General features: G+C 57.4%; 15 protein-coding genes. 7 read left to right on the top strand and 8 right to left on the bottom strand.

Annotated features, from left to right (window positions below; all coding sequences use genetic code 11):
• Window positions 1–341: 341 nt before the first annotated feature.
• Together katG and AC2FIS_RS22265 are read right to left on the bottom strand one after the other, a co-directional pair.
• Entirely contained in the window at window positions 342–2,543 is a 2,202-nt protein-coding gene (gene katG / locus AC2FIS_RS22270) for a catalase/peroxidase HPI (protein WP_496775489.1), read from the bottom strand.
• Window positions 2,544–2,811: 268 nt separating this feature from the next.
• Window positions 2,812–3,657, bottom strand: a complete 846-nt coding sequence (locus tag AC2FIS_RS22265) for an SDR family oxidoreductase (protein ID WP_496775488.1) — start codon at window positions 3,655–3,657, stop codon at window positions 2,812–2,814.
• Between the two features lie 90 nt (window positions 3,658–3,747).
• Between AC2FIS_RS22265 and AC2FIS_RS22260 the strand changes: the two genes are divergently transcribed.
• Window positions 3,748–4,380: a class I SAM-dependent DNA methyltransferase gene (locus tag AC2FIS_RS22260; protein ID WP_496775486.1), complete on the top strand. Its 633-nt coding sequence runs from the start codon at window positions 3,748–3,750 to the stop codon at window positions 4,378–4,380.
• A 6-nt stretch (window positions 4,381–4,386) separates the two neighbouring features.
• On the opposite strand, the gene AC2FIS_RS22255 is transcribed toward AC2FIS_RS22260, so the two are convergent.
• The 3 genes from AC2FIS_RS22255 to AC2FIS_RS22245 are packed head-to-tail and all read right to left on the bottom strand — an operon-like array spanning window position 4,387 to window position 8,355.
• Entirely contained in the window at window positions 4,387–5,166 is a 780-nt protein-coding gene (locus tag AC2FIS_RS22255) for a carnitinyl-CoA dehydratase (protein ID WP_496775483.1), read from the bottom strand.
• Window positions 5,163–7,178, bottom strand: coding sequence for an acetate--CoA ligase family protein (locus AC2FIS_RS22250; RefSeq protein WP_496775481.1), 2,016 nt, complete (start codon window positions 7,176–7,178; stop codon window positions 5,163–5,165). The genes AC2FIS_RS22255 and AC2FIS_RS22250 overlap by 4 nt, the downstream gene beginning before the upstream one ends.
• A 16-nt stretch (window positions 7,179–7,194) precedes the next feature.
• Window positions 7,195–8,355, bottom strand: coding sequence for an acyl-CoA dehydrogenase family protein (locus tag AC2FIS_RS22245; protein ID WP_109313076.1), 1,161 nt, complete (start codon window positions 8,353–8,355; stop codon window positions 7,195–7,197).
• A gap of 78 nt (window positions 8,356–8,433) precedes the next feature.
• On the opposite strand from AC2FIS_RS22245, the gene AC2FIS_RS22240 reads away from it, so the two are divergent.
• Window positions 8,434–9,375: a GlxA family transcriptional regulator gene (locus AC2FIS_RS22240; protein WP_496775477.1), complete on the top strand. Its 942-nt coding sequence runs from the start codon at window positions 8,434–8,436 to the stop codon at window positions 9,373–9,375.
• On the opposite strand, the gene AC2FIS_RS22235 is transcribed toward AC2FIS_RS22240, so the two are convergent.
• Entirely contained in the window at window positions 9,372–10,361 is a 990-nt protein-coding gene (locus AC2FIS_RS22235) for a sterol desaturase family protein (RefSeq protein ID WP_496775475.1), read from the bottom strand. The genes AC2FIS_RS22240 and AC2FIS_RS22235 overlap by 4 nt on opposite strands.
• 22 nt (window positions 10,362–10,383) lie before the next feature.
• Window positions 10,384–11,139, bottom strand: a complete 756-nt coding sequence (locus AC2FIS_RS22230; RefSeq protein ID WP_496775472.1) for a class II aldolase and adducin N-terminal domain-containing protein — start codon at window positions 11,137–11,139, stop codon at window positions 10,384–10,386.
• A gap of 118 nt (window positions 11,140–11,257) precedes the next feature.
• On the opposite strand from AC2FIS_RS22230, the gene AC2FIS_RS22225 reads away from it, so the two are divergent.
• From AC2FIS_RS22225 to AC2FIS_RS22205, 5 genes are all read left to right on the top strand, one after another.
• A complete protein-coding gene (locus tag AC2FIS_RS22225) occupies window positions 11,258–12,133 on the top strand; it encodes a LysR family transcriptional regulator (RefSeq protein ID WP_496775470.1) in 876 nt (291 codons plus the stop codon).
• Between the two features lie 144 nt (window positions 12,134–12,277).
• Window positions 12,278–14,080 carry an adenine deaminase gene (gene ade / locus AC2FIS_RS22220; protein ID WP_496775467.1) on the top strand — a complete coding sequence of 601 codons (1,803 nt, stop codon included), beginning with the start codon at window positions 12,278–12,280 and terminating at the stop codon, window positions 14,078–14,080.
• A complete protein-coding gene (locus AC2FIS_RS22215) occupies window positions 14,077–15,540 on the top strand; it encodes an AMP nucleosidase (protein WP_108860451.1) in 1,464 nt (487 codons plus the stop codon). The genes ade and AC2FIS_RS22215 overlap by 4 nt, the downstream gene beginning before the upstream one ends.
• A gap of 130 nt (window positions 15,541–15,670) precedes the next feature.
• Window positions 15,671–15,958 carry an HU family DNA-binding protein gene (locus AC2FIS_RS22210; protein ID WP_039533371.1) on the top strand — a complete coding sequence of 96 codons (288 nt, stop codon included), beginning with the start codon at window positions 15,671–15,673 and terminating at the stop codon, window positions 15,956–15,958.
• Window positions 15,959–16,192: 234 nt separating this feature from the next.
• The gene (locus AC2FIS_RS22205) at window positions 16,193–17,026 is read left to right on the top strand and encodes a hypothetical protein (protein WP_496775464.1); all 834 of its coding nucleotides are present in this window, start codon (window positions 16,193–16,195) and stop codon (window positions 17,024–17,026) included.
• An 82-nt stretch (window positions 17,027–17,108) separates the two neighbouring features.
• Here AC2FIS_RS22205 and AC2FIS_RS22200 read toward each other — a convergent pair whose 3' ends face one another.
• The gene (locus tag AC2FIS_RS22200) at window positions 17,109–18,305 is read right to left on the bottom strand and encodes a BCCT family transporter (protein WP_496775490.1); all 1,197 of its coding nucleotides are present in this window, start codon (window positions 18,303–18,305) and stop codon (window positions 17,109–17,111) included.
• Between the last annotated feature and the right edge of the window lie 84 nt (window positions 18,306–18,389).

The raw sequence follows: 18,389 nt of genomic DNA, 5'->3' as shown, positions 1-18,389 counted from the left end.
GCGTCCGGCTGTCTCTCCAACCCGTCCGGCCGTCTCTCCGACCCGTCAGCGCCGCCTCAGCAGCGCCGGTGAAGGGGTATTTACGGATTAGGTCTGGGACCTGCAACCCCCATTTTGAAAAAACTTCACATTTCTCTGCAGAAACTCGCCCATGTTAATTAAAACAATAAGTTAGCTTAATAATTTGGGTAAGAAACTCGGCTGGGCGCTGCGTGATACGGGGGTTAGTCAAGGCTTTGGGCGGAATCGTACCCAATGCTTGGTATGCCCGCGGGATCCGATCCAAAGAAAACGCCGCCCGAGTCCCCTCGGGCGGCGCTATCTCTGCGATGATCGCCGGTTTACTTCAGATCAAAACGATCCGCGTTCATCACCTTGTTCCAGGCCGAAACAAAGTCGCAGACAAATTTACCCTCGGCACCCGTCTGACCGTAGACCTCAGCGAGCGCCCGCAGTTGCGAGTTTGAACCGAAGACCAGATCGACGCGTGTACCGGTCCATTTGACCTCACCGCTGGCGCGGTCACGACCTTCATAGACGCCCTTGCCGGCAGGTTTCCATTCGGTGCCCATGTCCAGAATGTTGGTAAAGAAGTCATTGCTGAGTACACCCACACGATCCGTGAACACCCCATGCTTGGCGTCACCGAAGTTGGCGCCCAGAACACGCAGGCCACCGGCAAGTGCCGTCATCTCTGGTGCGGACAAGGTCAACAATTGTGCACGGTCGACCAGCAACTCTTCGGGCGAGACGGTGTAGTCGGCCTTTTGGTAGTTGCGGAATCCGTCTGCTGCGGGCTCCAGGACTGCGACGCTGTCCACATCAGTCTGCTCTTGCGATGCATCGGTGCGGCCCGGGGTGAACGGAACCTCGACATCCTGACCGCCAGCTTTAGCAGCCTGCTCGATGCCAACGGCACCAGCCAGAACGATCAGGTCGGCCAGCGACACTTTCTTGTTGCCTGACTGCGCGCCGTTGAACGCCTCTTGAACGCCTGTCAGCGCATCCAGCGCCTTGGACAGTTTCATTGGCTCGTTGACGTCCCAATCCTTCTGAGGCGCAAGACGGATACGGGCGCCGTTGGCACCGCCCCGCTTGTCCGACCCGCGGAAGGTCGAGGCCGAGGCCCATGCGGTCGAGATCAGCTCGGACACCGACAGACCGGATGCAGCGATCTTGGCTTTCAAATCCGCTACATCGGCATCATCAACCAGGTCGTGATCCACCGCAGGCACGTTGTCCTGCCAGATCAACTCCTCGGTCGGGGCTTCCGAACCGATATAGTTCGAACGCGGACCCATGTCGCGGTGAGTCAGCTTGAACCAGGCGCGCGCGAAGGCATCTGCGAACTCTTCCGGGTTCTCGTGGAAGCGTTTCGAGATCGGGCCATAGATCGGATCCATGCGCATCGCCATGTCGGCGGTGGTCATCATGGTTTTGACCTTCTTGGTCGGATCACCGGCCGCCGGGGCCATGTCCTCTTCCTTGACGCCGATCGGCTCCCATATCCATGCGCCTGCGGGGCTTTTGGTCAGGTTCCACTCGTATCCGAACAGCAGGTCAAAGTATCCATTGTCCCATTTGATCGGGTTTGCGGTCCATGCGCCCTCGATGCCCGAGGTCGTGGTATCGTCACCGACGCCCGAACCGAACTTGTTGATCCAGCCAAGGCCCATCTCTTCGATCGGTGCCGCTTCGGGTTCGGGGCCGACCAGATCAGGATCACCCGCGCCGTGCGCCTTACCAAAGGTGTGGCCACCAGCAACCAGTGCGACGGTTTCCTCGTCATTCATCGCCATCCGGCCAAAGGTGTCGCGGATATCCCGACCCGAGGCCAGTACGTTTGGTTCACCATCCGGGCCCTCGGGGTTCACATAGATCAGACCCATCTGAACGGCAGCCAGCGGGTTTTCCATGTCGCGCTCACCAGAGTACCGGCTGTGCGGGTTGTCGGTGGGGGCAAGCCACTCAGTTTCGGAACCCCAATAGATGTCTTCTTCAGGCGCCCAGATGTCCGCGCGACCACCAGCAAAGCCAAATGTCTTGCCGCCCATGGATTCAATGGCGCAATTGCCGGCAAGGATCATCAGGTCGGCCCAGGAAATCTGGTTGCCGTATTTCTGTTTGATCGGCCACAATAGACGGCGCGCTTTGTCGAGGTTGCCGTTATCCGGCCAGCTGTTCAGTGGCGCAAACCGCTGGTTCCCGGTCGAGGCACCGCCACGGCCATCCGCCGTGCGATATGTACCGGCGCTGTGCCAGGCCATGCGGATGAACAGACCGCCGTAATGACCATAGTCCGCAGGCCACCAGTCCTGAGAATCGGTCATCAGCGCGTACAGGTCTTCTTTCAGCGCCTTCATGTCCAGCTTCTTGAATTCTTCAGCGTAGTCGAAATCAGGCCCCAGCGGGTTCGACGCAGGCGAATTCTGATGCAGGATCGACAGGTTCAGCTGGTTCGGCCACCAATCCCGGTTTGACCGGGTTCCTGCGCCGTGCATTACAGGGCATCCGCCCGTTTTAGGGTTATCACTTCCGTCCATGTCGATCTCCAATCCTGGCTAAAATCCGGCTCGTTCGCGCGGTGAGAAACGCGGGCGATCAAGAACATATATAGATGACACTTTTACCTCTTTTAGATGCGCGGCTTGGATTGCGCGCATTCTGTCAAAGGTATCGGCGACTCTTGTCTTGTCGCCGCCAGACCTAGCAAATTCGAACCATGCAAATAAGTTTTCTTTATGGATGGTTCTGATAACCAAAAACTATCACTAAGCATCCGGGCGCATCACCGCAAATCAGGGCGATAGCTCAGTCACCGGTCATCAGCGACCGCAGCCCGACCCGATAGTTCGGATACATCAGGTTTACACCCAGCTCATCCTTGATCCGATCGTTCCTGACCCGCTTGTTCTCATTGTAAAAGCTGCGCGCCATAGGGGTCATGTCGGCCTCGTCAAACGGTACTTCGGGCGGCAATGGCAATCCCTGCAATTCGGCCGCATAGGCGATGACATCCTGCGGTGGAACGGGTTCATCATCACATACGTTGTAAATCGCCCCCGGATTAGGCGCAGACATGGACGCAGCAAGAACCTGGGCAATGTCGGCGACATGAATTCGGGAAAAGACCTGCCCCGGCTTGATGATACGTCGCATACCCACACGCTTGAGCTTGGAAAACGGCCCACGCCCGGGACCATAGATGCCCGCAAGGCGAAAGATGTGTGTCGGCAAGCCGGGGATGTTCTGCCACTGCTCTTCAGCCTGCACCCGCCATTTGCCGCGCTGCGCCGTTGGCGTCGCAGGGGTGGCCTCGTCGACCCAGTTGCCCTGATGATCGCCATACACGGCCGTGGTCGAAAGATAGCCAACCCATTTGAATTGCGCCGCCCGTTCCGCAATCTCATCCGCCAATGCAGCCAGAACCGGATCTCCGTCCGCGTTTGGCGCAGCCGAGATCAAAAGATGCGTCACCCCATCCAGCTGTGGCACTTGCCCCGGCCAAATCACCGGCTCTGCGCCGGACGCCTTGACCACCTGCGATTGGGCCGGATCACGCGTCGTGCCCGAGATACGCCAACCATGGGGTTGCAACTGACGGGACAAAGCCTGTGCCGAGTACCCGTGACCGAAGGAAAATAGTGTGCCTGTCATACGCTCTTAGATGATCCGCAATTTCGCCAGATGCAAGAACTCTGCCAAGGATACTTGATTCGAATCCCCCAATGCGCCTTTCTTTTGGGTATGAGTGACAAAACACCAGACCTGCATGCCGCCTACGCGCTGGATTCCCCGGAAGACCACAAGCGTCTCTATGCTGAATGGGCCGGGGATTACGACGAAGGCTTTGCCACGCGCGAGGACTATCAGCTGCACATCCATACCGCCCGCGCCTTTGTCGGCTCCGGCGGGCAAGGGCCTGTGCTTGATGTAGGTGCAGGCACGGGCCTGTGCGGCGCGGTTCTGGCCCGGCTGGGTGTGGGACCGATAGATGCCACCGATATCAGCGCCGAGATGCTGGATCAGGCCATGCGTAAGGATATCTACCGCGACGCCATTGAGGCCGATCTGAACGAAGGCATCCCGGTGCCGCGCGAAAGCTACTCCGGGATCGTTTCATCCGGTTCGTTCACCCATGGCCACCTCGGGCCAGAAGCTTTGACTGCACTGCTGCGTGTGGCCCGCCCCGGTGCTCAATTCGCGCTGTCGATCAATGCAAAACACTATGAGAAGCTTGGTTTTGCCGAAGCTCTGCACCGGTTGGCGCAAGACCAGATCCGCGATCTGGCCCTGCCCGAAGTGCGTATCTATGGCGACCTCGCGTCTGGCCCTAATAAAGATGACACTGCACTGATCGCTCTGTTCGAGCGCGTGTAGGCTGACTTACCGTCCTTTCCAAACCGGGTCACGTTTTTCGGCAAAAGCACGAGCCCCTTCCAGATTGTCTTCAGAGCCATAGAGGGTATCAACCGTCGGCAATTGCCGTCCGGTGATCCGATTCATGGCATCCTGAAACTTGGAATCCTCGGCGTCGCGCACGATTTCCTTGATCGCGGCATAAACCAAGGGCGGACCGCTGGCCAAAACACGCGCCAGTTCCCACGCCCGATCCATCAGTTGATCACCCGGAATGACCTCGTTCACCAACCCCCAGTTCTTTGCCTCATACGGATCGAACCAGCGCCCGGTCAGCAGCAGTTCCATTGCTACATGATACGGAATGCGTTTGGGCAGTTTGACGCTGGCGGCATCAGCCACCGTGCCGGACCGGATTTCCGGCAATGCAAAACTGGCGTGATCCGCGGCAAGGATCATGTCGGCGCTCAGGGCCAATTCTAACCCGCCGCCGCAAGCAATCCCGTTGACCGCAGCGATGACCGGCTTGTTCATGTCCCGCAGTTCCTGCAGCCCGCCAAAGCCACCAACGCCATAGTCACCGTCGACTGCGTCTCCGTCAGCGGCTGCTTTCAAATCCCAGCCGGGGCAAAAGAACTTCTCGCCACCCCCGGTCAGGATTGCGACGCGCAGATCAGGATCATCACGGAAGTCACGAAACACCTCGCCCATGACACGGCTGGTTGCCAAATCAATCGCGTTCGCTTTGGGACGGTCCAAAGTGACTTCCAGAATTGCGCCATCGCGCTTGGTTTTGACCGGGTTCATATACTTGCCTTTCGGATCAGAGCATCCACCGCTATGGCACGGTCCGGTGTGCAGATCAGTGGGTTTATTTCAACTTCGCTGACATGGGTTGCGTTGGCAATGACGTAGGCCTGCACCGCATCGACAGCGTCCAGGATGGCCTCAATCTCTGCCGCTGGTTTGCCGCGATATCCCGCCAGCAAGGGAGCGCAGTTCAATTTGCCCAGCGCCTCTTTCACCGCGTTGCGGGAGGATGGGATCAAAAGTGAAACCGTGTCGCGCAGGATTTCAGTCCACACACCCCCTGCACCCAGCGTAAGAACAAAGCCATGCGCCGGGTCTCGGGTCACGCCGACCAACAATTCTGCCACGCCGCCAACAGCCATTTCCTCAATAAGGACGTCATCGGTTCCGATATCCGCCGCGACTTCAGCCACGGCGTCAGCGTGAACCCCTAGGCGCACGGCCGCATGTTCCGACTTATGCACCAGCCCGACGCCCTTAATCGCAAAAGGACCAGTCAGCGCGGCAGAGGCTTGTTTCGCCAGATCCGCCGACACCACAACGTTGTGCGGCACACACACACCGAAATCCGCCAGCGCCCTCTTGGCTTCTGCTTCGGTCAAAACATGATCCGCAACGGTATCCGAGGGCAACAGGACCGGTTCGGCCTCCGTTGCTTGCGGTCGCGCGGCTGCCTCAATTGCCGCAAGCGCTTCGTGCAACCCGGCAAACGGGACAACACCGCCATCGAGTAATCGCTGCGCAACGTCTTCGGGTAAAAGCTCCGGCAGGGTCGCTGTTACTGCAAAGGGACGCCCCGTCTGAGCAACGCAATTCAAGGCAGCCTGCGTGGCGCATTCCCAATCGGTCGCGTCCGTGTGCGGATAGTCGAGAATAGCCATAGTCAGGGCCTGTTCAGGGCTCATCATTGCTGACCATGCCCGTGTCATGGCTGGCGTGTCCCGCCAGATATAGGTGTGATAATCCAGCGGGTTCGCCAGTGCTACCATCGGTCCCAAGGTATCGCGCAGGTCAGCTTTTTGTGCTTGCGACAACGGCGGGAAGTGCAGGTCGCGCCCCTCGGCCATGTCGGCAGCCAGACTTGCCTCACCACCCGAACAACTGATCGATCCCAAACCGTTCGTATCCAACCGCCCGGTCACATGCAGCAGCTTGAGGCATTCCAGGAAACTGGGAATGTCATCCAACCGCGCGATCCCGAGCCGATCCAGAAATGCCTGCGCGCCCGCATCACCACCCGCCAACGAGGCTGTATGGGAAATCGTCGCCGCCTGTGCATGGGCGGACCGGCCCACTTTCAGCGCAACAATCGGCACGTTACGATCCCGAGCCTTTTTGGCCAGCGCCTCCCATTTACGCAGGTCACCGAACCCCTCGATATGGACGCCAATCGCTGTGATCCGGTCATCATCCAACAGGGCCGAGGCGATGTCGGCCTGATGGGTCTGCGCCTGGTTCCCACTGGTCAGCATAAAGGCCAGCGGCAAGGCCCGGCGCTGCATCGTCATATTGATCGCTATGTTCGAACTTTGCGTCAGGATCGCCACACCGCGATCTACCGGTCGCATGCCGTGCTGATCGGGCCAAACAGCGGCACGGTCTAGCCCGTTGACGAAGCCATAACAGTTTGGCCCGAGGATCGGCATCTCGCCTGCGGCCTGCACCAAACGGACCTGCAAATCTGCACCCTGATCGTCCTCGGCATGCGCTTCGGTAAATCCCGAGGCAAAACACACTGCACCCCCGGCCCTCATGGCCGAAAGGATCGCGATCGTCTCGATCGTTGCATGACGGTTGATGCCAACAAAGGCTACGTCGGGGGCCGCTGGAAGGTCCTCAAGGCGTGCAAAGGCACTCAGACCCGCGATTTGACCGGCTTTTGGGTGGACCGGCCAGATGTCGCCCTGAAACCCGAATTTCCGGGCCTGTTCGATCACTGAGACGCACCAGGCGCCGCCGCCAATCACAGCGATGGATGTGGGGTGCAAAACGCGTGACAGGGAAGACATCAGGCGGCCCCCTCCATCACGCACCGAGTGCCCTTAGAAGATCGCGACTGATAATGTGGCGCTGAATTTCGCTGGTTCCGTCCCAGATACGTTCGACCCGCGCATCGCGCCAGAACCGCTCAAGCGGGTAATCGTCCATCAGACCCATGCCGCCGTGAATTTGGATGGCGGCATCGGTGACCCGCGCAAGCATTTCCGAGGCATAGAGCTTGGCCGAAGCAATTTCGCGGTTGGCAGGCAGGCCTTTGTCCAGGCGGTCGGCTGCGGCCAGCGTCAACAAGTCCGCCGCGTCAATCTCGGTGATCATATCCGCGATTTGGAAGGACACGCCCTGAAACTTGCCGATCTTCTGGCCGAACTGTTCGCGCGTGGCGGAATAATCCAGCGCATAGTCGAAAGCCCGGCGCGCCCGACCTACGGACATGGCGGCAACCGTGATACGGGTCGCATAGAGCCAGGTGTTCATCACCTCGAACCCGCCATCAACCTCACCCAGAACCTGGGCATCCGGCAGACGGCAATCGTCGAAATCAAGAACCATGTTCTTGTAGCCGCGATGGCTAACCGATTTGTACCCGTCCCGGATGGTGAAACCGGGCGTTCCGCGATCCACCAAGAATGCCGTTATCCGCTTTTTCGGACCTTTAGGCGTCTGGTCCTCTCCGGTCGCGATGAAAACGATGATGAAATCCGCGTGCTCGGCGCCCGAGATGAAGTGCTTGGTGCCATTGACCACCCAGTCACCGCCATCCCGCACCGCGGCGCACTTCATTCCACGAACATCTGACCCGGCACCGGGTTCGGTCATCGCCAGCGCGTCCATCCTTTCACCGCGAACGGCGGGCATCAGGTATCGTTCGACCTGCTCGCCCTCACACGCCATCAGGATGTTCTGAGGACGCCCGAAGAAGTGGTTCAGCGCCATGGATCCGCGGCCCAGCTCACGTTCGACCAACGCGAACTCCAGATGGTTCAACCCTGCACAACCGACGCTTTCGGGAAAATTACAGGCATAAAAACCCAGTTCAATCGTCTTGCGCTTGATCTCATCCGCGATCTCTTCCGGGACTTCGCCGGTGCGCTCGACCAGCGCCTCATGCGGGTAGATTTCGTTTTCCACAAAGCTGCGAACGGTAGAGACGATCATCTCTTGTTCGTCGGACAATCCATATTGCATCGGGCGTCTCCACATCTGGCGTTGCGGCATATTCTGACGCGGCTTGTCATTTGAAACGTGCAGAAATAGAAGTTTACCATGCAAGAATGGACTAAATCACCCTCTGCACCGCAGCAAATCGGGGTTCTTCTGTTCGACGGATTCTCGAACCATTGCCTGGCCAACACGGTCGAGCCGCTGCGCGCTGCAAACACTCTGGCCGGACGTATTTTGTACGATTGGCAGTTCCTTGCGTTGGAGGGTGGTCCGGTGACATCCTCATCCGGGCTGCAGGTCGCGCCGCATCGCCCACTCCAGATCGCCAGTGGGGACATGCTGATGGTCATGCCATCTTATGGATTCCGCGCGCATGGCGGGTGGCGCACCCTTTCAGGCCTGCGTTCTGCGGATCAGCGGTTCAAAGTGCTGGCGGGCCTCGACACTGGCAGCTGGCTTTTGGCTCAAGCAGGGCTGTTGGACGGGCATCGCGCCACGATACACTGGGAAGAGCTGACCGGATTTACAGAAAGGTTCCCCGATGTCGAAGCCCACCGCGAGCGCTATGTCATCGACCGCAATCGCATCACCTGTTCCGGGGCCATGGCGGCCTTTGATCTGGTGCTTCATCTGATTGCACGGGATCAGGGACAGGCCCTGGCGCTGGAAGTGTCGCAACTGTTCATGACCCGCGATTCAGCGCGCTCGCATGCGGGCGGTGCCGGCGCGACCAGCGGTTACGTGAACAAGGCGCTGGCCTTGATGCAGGAGCATCTTGAAAACCCCTTGCCCGTATCCGAAATCGCAAATCGGGTTGGCCGATCGCAGAAAGCCCTGTCCGTCCGCATGCAGTCCGAGCTGGGCGCTGGTCCGGCCCAGGTCTATCGCCGACTGCGCCTGAACCTTGCGCGCAAACTGGTGGCGGAAACCGACCTGAGCATTGGTGAGGTTGCCCTGCGCTCGGGCTATGACGACCCCAGCGCCCTGACCCGCGCCTTCAAAGCCGAATTCGGGGTCACGCCGCGCGCGCTTCGGGCCAGCTAGGTATACATCTGTTTCTTGTACGCCCTTGTCCTGGTCGTCGCCTCGGCCGATCCGTCATGATACGTGCCAAACCACTTGTCGAACGGGATTTCAGAGGTGCCGTAGTTGCATTCAAAATACCGGTGGTGAAGCTGGTGAAAGAAATCACCGGCACGGGCGGCGTCCGTATCCCCGGCCTTTAGTTTTTCAAAACCGGAATGAGACAACACGGGGCTGACCTGCTGAAAATATGCGTGGAACAGCACATGCAATGGGTGCGACGGCACGATCAGGTGGATAAAATAGGTCGTGAAATACAACAGGTTCTCAAACCAATGGTTTGATATCCCCGACCAGGGCCCGGTGTTCACATTGCGATGATGCACAGCATGCACGTATTTGTAGAGCTTCGGGTGATGTTCCAGCCGGTGCACCCAATAAAAGTGCAGACCAGACCACATTGGGATAAACACCATCCACACAACGAACCAGACAGGCGCGCCGGACCATGTGACGGTCGGCACATACCCATTGGCCATCGCCCAGTAGATGATCCACTGATAAACGGTCGCGACGGTCATCGCGCTGCCTAGCGTCCACCAGATATTGTCCAGAACCTGATTGCGGAATGTGAAGGCACCATTGTTGCGGGTCAGGTCGCGGCGGTCGAACTTTTTGTACATGCCCTGCCCTTTTCGCATGTACAGCCACCAGTGCAGCCCACCTGCGACGAGTATTTGGGGCACCATGTTCAGCAGCCAAATGCGAAACATCCAACCCGGTGCAAAATTTTGCATACTTTCCAAGGACGGGAAAAAGAAAGCATAGGCGGTAACCGCCAGCGCAAGGCACAAGGTTAATGCCGTGATCTGCAGCCACGCCCCGCTGTACCATTTCAGCACAGCTGACGGACGTGGTGGCCAATTGAACAAGGGGTTTAACCCCACCGGACCTTCAGGATGATAGTGCCAGCGGGCGGATTCCGGATCCTGTGTAGTGTCAGACATGGTCGTTACCCTGATAAGGTTGTCATGTGGCGTAATCAGAGCCGCCATCGTCCAATATGGCCTTGATCTCTCGCAGATGAGCCTGGGCCTGATCGGGATAGTCTTCCAATTCTTGCGCAGTCTTTTCGGCAATATCATCTGGCAGGACGCGCAATGGCTGGCCGGTCTGCAGCGCTCGGATGTAGGTTTCCGCTGCGCGTTCAAAATAATAAAGCCTGTTAAAGGCATCTGCCGGGTCACTGCCGATCACAAGAACACCGTGATTGCCCATGATCATGACCTTCTTCTTGGGGTCGGACAGCATGGATGCACAGCGCTCACCTTCGCTTTCAAAAGCGAGACCTCCGAATTCCTGATCGATGACATACCGGTTAAAAAACGTGGCCGTATTCTGGTCGATCGGCGGCAACGTACTGTCCGCCAGGGAGGCAAGGACCGTCGCAAAGATCGAATGCACGTGCATCACACAGCGCGCATGCGGACAGTGGCGGTGGATCGAGCCGTGCAGACCCCAGGCCGTCGGATCCGGTGCACCGGGATGGCTCATCACTTTGGCGTCATTTGCGTCCAGAAACAGCAGATTTGACGCTTTGACCCGTGCAAAGTGCATCTGGTTCGGGTTCATCAAAAATTGCGTACCTTCCGGGTTCACCGCAAGGCTGAAATGATTGGCAACGCCTTCGTGCATGTTCAATCGCTCGACCCAGCGAAAGGTTGCAGCCAGATCAACTCGTTCGGCCCAGTGGTCGATATTGGCGCGCAGGTTTGTAACAGTCATTCCGGGCTCCTTTGCGGATAGCTGAGAACTTTCGGAAATCGTGCCTGTAGCGTCAAAAATTGACCAACGAAAAAAACGCAACTATTCCATTAGCTGAACTAATGGCAAGGTTATACGCATGCAAAAACCACTTCCTCCGCTGGGTTGGCTCCGCACGTTTGAGGCGGCGGCGCGGCACTTGTCCTTTACCGGCGCAGCCCGGGATCTGAACATGACGCAAAGCGCGGTCAGCCAGCAGATCAAGTCCTTGGAAGGGTACCTTGGCCAGCCTTTGTTTTTGCGTCGACCACGCGCGTTGGAACTGACCGAAGCGGGCATCACGTATCTTCCGGTGGTGCGCGAGGCATTTCGGACACTGGTTCGCGGAACTCAGGCCGTGACCGGCGCCCAGCAGAACGCGGTTCAGGTTCAAAGCAACATCACCTTTGCCGTGAATTGGTTGGCGCCCAGACTGCCGAAATTTCGGGTACAGCATCCCGAGGTGCAGCTGAATATCTTTACCGAGCTTTGGGAGCCGCGCGAAATGGCCGAAGGGGCCGCCGTCGAAATCCGTTATTCACTACGGCCGTCAGATACGGTTAGGACCGAATTGCTGAGAACCGATCATTATTATCCAGTCTGTGCGCCGGGCTATCACGTGACGTTGGACAACCTGCAACAGCACCCGCTTTTTGACTGCTCAAACCTTCTGTCGAATTGGCTGGGTTGGGCCGAGGAACAGGGTCTAAACTGGGAAAATCCTGCAATTACTTATTCGACCACCTACTTGGTCAGCCTGTCCGTAGCCATGGCTGGCGGAGGGCTGTGTCTGGCGCATGACACCATTGCCAGTGACCTGATTGAACAGGGTCGTTTGGTTGCTCCGTTTGCTCGTCGCGCGCCTATGCCCGAAGCCTATTACTTGCTGCTGTCGCCGAGCGCCGAAGAAAGCCCCGGCGCCATAGCGTTTGCCAATTGGGTTCGCCGCGAGCTGGAGCATGATACACAGAAATAACCGAGGGTTGCTCCTGCCCATCATCGATGCCCTGCCGGGCGTCTCTTCTGGTTGGGCAGTGCAGCGCTGACGCGCTGCGTGACGGTTTGATGATACCTGTTCACAAGGGGTTGAACCTTCCTGCGCATTCGGGAAAGTTGGGCCATGGAACACACACCCTTCCCTAGTTGGCCCGATGTCGCCCTCCGTTTGATTGCCGTAGCCGCAGGTCGTGAAGCTGCAGATTCGGTCATTCGCGGCGGAATCTGGGTGAATGTGCACAGCCGCGAAAGCCTTCCTAACCATGACATTGCCATCGCTGATGGGCGCATCGCTTACGTCGGACCCGATGCATCACACTGCATCGGCCCAGAGACTCAGGTCATCGAGGCCAACGGGCGCTATATGATCCCTGGCCTATGTGATGCCCATATGCATATCGAATCGGGCATGCTGACACCGGCTGAATTTGCCCGCGCTGTCATTCCGCATGGAACCACCAGCATGTTCACCGACCCGCATGAGATCGCAAATGTCCTTGGCCTGGACGGCGTGCGCATGATGCATGACGAGGCGTTGATGCAACCGGTGAACATCTTTACCCAGATGCCATCCTGCGCCCCATCTGCACCGGGATTAGAAACGACGGGGTACGAAATCACCGCCGAAGACGTGGCCGAGGCGATGAATTGGCCGGGCATCATCGGTTTGGGCGAGATGATGAACTTTCCGGGTGTCATCAATGGCGACCCAAAGATGCTGGCGGAAATCGCCGCCACGCAACGCGCCGGGAAAACCGTAGGCGGGCATTACGCTTCGCCTGATTTAGGGTCTGATTTTGCGGCTTATGTTGCCGGGGGTCCGGCGGATGATCACGAAGGTACCTGCGAGGCGGACGCGATCGCGCGTGTTCGGCAGGGGATGCGGTCGATGATGCGGCTGGGCTCGGCCTGGTATGATGTGGAAAGTCAGATCACGGCTGTCACGGAAAAAGGTCTGGACCCGCGCAACTTTATCCTGTGCACCGACGACTGCCACTCAGGCACGCTGGTCAATGACGGCCATATGAATCGCGTGGTTCGGCACGCCATCGCTTGCGGATGTGATCCGCTGATTGCCCTGCAAATGGCAACGATCAACACGGCGACTCACTTCGGGCTGGAACGTGAGATCGGCTCGATTACACCAGGGCGGCGCGCGGATGTCATACTCAGCTCGGACCTGGAAGAACTGCCCATCGAGACCGTGATTGCGCGCGGTCAGATCGTGGCCGAAAACGGTAAAATCACCGTAGATTGCCCGCACCTCAACTGGCCTGATACCGCACGAAACACTGTGCATCTGGGGCATACGCTGACCGCTGCCGATTTCGAAATCCAAGCGCCTGCAGGGGCAAACCGCGTGCAAGCCAACGTGATCGGCGTGGTGGAAAACCAGGCTCCGACCAAAGCGTTGAAGTCTGAACTGCCGATCATCGAAGGATTGGTCGAGGGCGACGACGATGTCTGCCAGATCGCGCTGGTTGAACGGCACCGGGCAACTGGCGGCGTGACGAACGCTTTCGTTTCCGGATTCGGATATCAAGGCAAAATGGCCATGGCCTCGACCGTGGCACATGACAGTCATCACATGATCGTAGTCGGCACGGATCGCGAACAGATGGCACTGGCCGCAAATCGGCTGGCCGAGGTGGGTGGTGGCATCACCATCTTCCGCGATGGGGAAGAACTGGCGCTGGTCGAATTGCCCATTGCGGGCCTGATGTCTGACAGCCCTGCATCACAGGTTGCTGCCAAGGCCGACGACATGGTTGCCGCGATGGTGGCCTGCGGGTGCACCCTCAACAACGCATATATGCAGCACTCACTATTGGCACTTGTCGTGATTCCGGAATTGCGGATATCGGATCTGGGTCTGGTGGATGTGCGCACCTTTGAAAAAATCGATCTTCTGGAACCACTTGCATGACAATAATAAAAACACCCGACGCACCTAAACCGGAACAATTCACCGACCCCAAGGCAGCGGTCGCTCGGTTGGAAGCGCTGTATGAACAAGCAACCCGCTTTCTGTGCGACAGTTTCTCGGCAGCCATTGAACACGGCGCACCTACTGCACGTTTCAGAGCTTATTACCCGGAAATTCGTATCAGAACGTCGTCCTATGCGCATGTCGACAGCCGCCTGAGTTTTGGCCACGTCTCGGAACCCGGTATTCATGCCACGACCGTTACGCGACCGGATTTATTTCGGTCTTATTTGACCCAGCAGATCGCGTTGCTGATCAAAAACCACGACCAGCCGGTTACGATTGGGCCGTCCGACACGCCAATCCCGGTGCATTTCGCGGTTGCCAACAATCCCGATCTGCACGTTCCGCAACAGGGCGCGGCCGGGTTCACGTTGCGCGATGTCTTTGACGTTCCCGACCTGACCACGACCAACGATGATATCGTCAACGGGGTGTACGACCACGAAGATGAAGCCGGTCCGCTAGCCTTGTTTACTGCCCAACGCGTCGACTATTCGCTGGCCCGGCTTGCGCATTATACCGCGACGGATCCCAGCCATTTTCAGAACCATGTCCTGTTCACGAACTACCAGTTCTACGTCTCTGAGTTCGAGAATTACGCGCGCGCGCAATTGGCCGATCCGGACAGCGGTTACACCAGCTTCGTCTCGACCGGGAATGTCGAGATCAAGGGCTCCGAAGAAGAGTTGCTCCAACCACTGAAGCTGCCGCAAATGCCAACCTATCACCTGAAACGCGAGGATGGATCCGGGATCACGCTGGTCAATATCGGCGTTGGGCCTTCGAACGCAAAAACGGCCACTGACCATATCGCGGTGCTGCGACCTCATGCGTGGCTTATGGTCGGCCATTGCGCCGGGTTGCGCAACACGCAGGCACTGGGGGATTTCGTTCTGGCCCACGCCTATCTGCGTGAAGACAAGGTGCTGGACGATGACCTGCCGGTCTGGGTTCCGATCCCGCCACTGGCCGAGGTTCAGGTCGCGCTGGAAAGCGCCGTGGCCGAGGTCACCGAGTTGGAAGGATACGAGCTTAAGCGGATCATGCGCACAGGCACCGTCGCCTCGGTCGACAACCGCAACTGGGAACTGCGCGACCAATCCGGCCCTGTGCAAAGGCTCAGCCAATCCCGCGCCATTGCACTGGATATGGAAAGCGCAACCATCGCCGCAAATGGCTATCGGTTCCGGGTTCCCTACGGCACGTTGTTGTGTGTTTCTGACAAACCGCTGCACGGCGAATTAAAGCTTCCGGGCATGGCATCTGCCTTTTATACCACCCAGGTCAGTCGCCATCTTGCAATCGGAATTCGAGCGATGGAACATCTGCGCGGCATGCCGTTAGAGCGTCTGCACAGCCGGAAATTGCGTTCATTCGACGAAACAGCCTTTCTCTGACGCAAAAAAGCAACGATTTCCCCATATTTTTAGGGTTTTCGGCGCTACTATTCGTTGTGTTCGACCACAATATCCCGTTACAGTTACGCGGTGAGGCCCTATGTATCGGGCACGTTAAGGAGACCAAGAAATGGCAAAGCCTATGACAAAGACTCAGCTGGTGGCTGCTCTCGCTGAGGAAATGGGAACCGACAAGAAAGCTGCGAACGCAGCGTTGGAGGCCATGACCGGCCTGATCACCCGCGAAGTTTCCGCCGGCGGCGCAGTGACCCTGCCTGGCGTTGGCAAAATCTACTGCCGCGAGCGCCCCGAGCGCATGGTGCGCAACCCCGCCACCGGCGAGCAGTTCAAGAAAGAAGCGGACAAAGTGGTCAAGATGACCATCGCGAAAGCTCTGAAGGACAGCGTGAACGGCTGATCTCAGTCTTCACTACAAACGATTGAGGGCCGCCGTTTGGGGGCCCTTTTTCTTTGTTCGCCTGTTGGAACGAATTTTGGCACACCCGATGGATTTCGATGTACTTTGCGGGTTACCCGTCTAGTTGTTGAATAACAACATCTGAATTCATCGATCGGTTTGCAAAACGTGGCGCACTTCTTTCCCAAAATCTCGCCTCTCGCGATTGCCTTTTCTCTAACCTGGACAACTCAGTTGGCTGCGCAACCCGTTGGTTTGGGCTTTCAGGTTGATGGGCTTGCGGCGTATCAAGGCAGCGCATCCCTAAGCGGAGGTGGCAATTTCTCTGCAAGTCGTGCCTTTATTCGTGGCGGTTCGCTGTATAATACTGGCGATGGTACGTCATTTGGCCTGTCCATAAGCCTTGGGCAATTTGACTACGACTTCAGTCAGACTGACAATCAACCATGGACCGACATACGCGATATCCGGATCTCGTTTCCGGTACGCGCGCGCGTCGGTGAAACGGCACAACTGTTTATATCCCCACAAATCAGATGGGATTATCAAAGTGGCATAGACGCGTCTGATGGGCGGACTTACGGGGTTTTTGCCGGTCTGGCTTGGGAAGTCAGTAGCCGCTTAACGATTGGACCTGCATTCGGCGTTTTTTCCCAACTCGAGGAAGAAGGCGTGGACTTTTTTCCGGCTCTTCTGGTGGATTGGGACATCAATGACCGTTGGAATCTGAATACGGGATCAGGGATTGGCGCAACCAGAGGGCCGGGGCTGACACTGAGTTATGCCATGACTGACACAATAAACCTGTCTTTGGCTGCGCGCTCTGAACGCATCCGCTTTCGCCTGGATGACCAAGATCTTGCGCCGGATGGCGTCGGGGAAGACAAGAGCATCCCGGTTGTATTGGCCTTGGACTACAGCCCCAATCCAGGAGTTTCTCTAAACGTTTTTGCCGGAGCTGAATTCGATGGTCGGCTTACTCTGGATGACGAAAATGGAAATGAGATTAGCCGACAATCTTACGACACTGCACCGCTTGTCGGTTTTGCGTTCCGTTTTCGATTCTGACTTTTTCCAAGAAAGAGATTCAAGACCATGGAAAACGGGCGCCGGTTTAAGCGCCCGTCTGTTCTTTTTTTCCGTTCAGCAATTAGTGAACCGTCTCAACCTTGTGGAAGTCCAGATCACGACCTTCTGGCATTGAATCGATGCTCATCACCTCCTTGCGCTTGGTGATCAGGATATAGACCACGCAAGCCAGATAGAGGCCGACGACAACCGCGCCGATCCATTGAATCTGCAGCCACTGGCTCTGGAACAGCAGGGTTAGGACGAACAGAAGCGCGACGTTGCCTGCTACGTAGATCGCCTTGCCGAATCGCTCGACCGTCATGTTCAGGTTGTCGGTATAGAGGCGGATCAGCGAGTCCAGCGAGTTGATCACAAAGGTCACGCCCACGATCACCATCGCGATGTTGGTGATGCCCGCAGTGCTGATGCCGTTCAGGTGATAGTAGTAGAGAACGGTGAACCAGATCGCCAACGGGATCGACGGGAAGATCAGCAGCGCCGCCAGCAATTGCCAGGTTTTCAGCCCACCAACAAAGCGCGAGGTGAACTGGCCAATCATGATCGACCACGCAAACCACCAGAACAGGTAGAAGGCGTGATAATCAGTCAGCGGCAACACGAACTTGTGCAGATTGGCGAAATAGGCACCGATATTGCTGCCGGTTTCAACAATTCCGGTCATGCCCATGCCGGCGGCAATCCACATTCCGAGGATCAGCGTGAGGAACAGGATAGTCGAACCCACAGACAGGATACGGACGTATTTCAGGTCGGTTGACGAATAAGCCGCCGCCAGAATGACAACAAATACGATGACATAGAAAGTGGTGACCACGGATTCGCCGTCTCCGACCTCGGGCAGATAACCGGGCAGGTAGATCAGGAACAGGCTGGCGGTGAAGGCGCAGGTGCCAATGATGACCACGTTGTTGATCAGCTTGACCAGCGGGATCTCAAAGAACTTCACGCGGGGTTCGATGACGCAGAAATAGAACGCTGTCAGGAAGTAAAAGGCCCAGATTAGGAAACCCCAGAAGCCGAACTCGATGGCCAGCGGGTTAGCGAAGGCATAGGCGGGTTCCTCGGCATAGCCGCCAAACTCGGTCAGCGGAAACATGATCAGGCCGACATCCAGACCGGATGTGAACAGGATCGCGATGAAGGTGAACAGATGCACTGGCGTGACGCCCACACAACGCAGGTTCCACCATTTCACGACGAAGAAAGCGACCAGGCCCAATGCCAGCAGGACGCCGAAAGACAGAATATACTCCAAAAGCACCAACATTCCTCCCTTGGTTAGTCAGAGTGCGGATCGTATAGCTTTAATTGACTGGTCAATCAACAAAACTGCCAATGC

It is taken from the genome of Ruegeria sp. CDSB113 (genome assembly GCF_059611045.1).
The sequence above is the reverse complement of the archived record's forward strand: the minus strand, read 5'-3'. Positions and strand labels throughout refer to the sequence as shown.

What these genes read in the sequence shown, in the direction of transcription:
- AC2FIS_RS22255 (WP_496775483.1), bottom strand. Translation starts at nt 5,166, where the DNA reads ATGAACCCGGTCAAAACCAAGCGCGATGGCGCAATTCTGGAAGTCACT.
- katG (WP_496775489.1), bottom strand. Translation starts at nt 2,543, where the DNA reads ATGGACGGAAGTGATAACCCTAAAACGGGCGGATGCCCTGTAATGCAC.
- AC2FIS_RS22240 (WP_496775477.1), top strand. Translation starts at nt 8,434, where the DNA reads ATGCAAGAATGGACTAAATCACCCTCTGCACCGCAGCAAATCGGGGTT.
- AC2FIS_RS22265 (WP_496775488.1), bottom strand. Translation starts at nt 3,657, where the DNA reads ATGACAGGCACACTATTTTCCTTCGGTCACGGGTACTCGGCACAGGCT.
- AC2FIS_RS22260 (WP_496775486.1), top strand. Translation starts at nt 3,748, where the DNA reads ATGAGTGACAAAACACCAGACCTGCATGCCGCCTACGCGCTGGATTCC.
- AC2FIS_RS22235 (WP_496775475.1), bottom strand. Translation starts at nt 10,361, where the DNA reads ATGTCTGACACTACACAGGATCCGGAATCCGCCCGCTGGCACTATCAT.
- AC2FIS_RS22230 (WP_496775472.1), bottom strand. Translation starts at nt 11,139, where the DNA reads ATGACTGTTACAAACCTGCGCGCCAATATCGACCACTGGGCCGAACGA.
- ade (WP_496775467.1), top strand. Translation starts at nt 12,278, where the DNA reads ATGGAACACACACCCTTCCCTAGTTGGCCCGATGTCGCCCTCCGTTTG.
- AC2FIS_RS22215 (WP_108860451.1), top strand. Translation starts at nt 14,077, where the DNA reads ATGACAATAATAAAAACACCCGACGCACCTAAACCGGAACAATTCACC.
- AC2FIS_RS22225 (WP_496775470.1), top strand. Translation starts at nt 11,258, where the DNA reads ATGCAAAAACCACTTCCTCCGCTGGGTTGGCTCCGCACGTTTGAGGCG.
- AC2FIS_RS22245 (WP_109313076.1), bottom strand. Translation starts at nt 8,355, where the DNA reads ATGCAATATGGATTGTCCGACGAACAAGAGATGATCGTCTCTACCGTT.
- AC2FIS_RS22250 (WP_496775481.1), bottom strand. Translation starts at nt 7,178, where the DNA reads ATGTCTTCCCTGTCACGCGTTTTGCACCCCACATCCATCGCTGTGATT.
- AC2FIS_RS22210 (WP_039533371.1), top strand. Translation starts at nt 15,671, where the DNA reads ATGGCAAAGCCTATGACAAAGACTCAGCTGGTGGCTGCTCTCGCTGAG.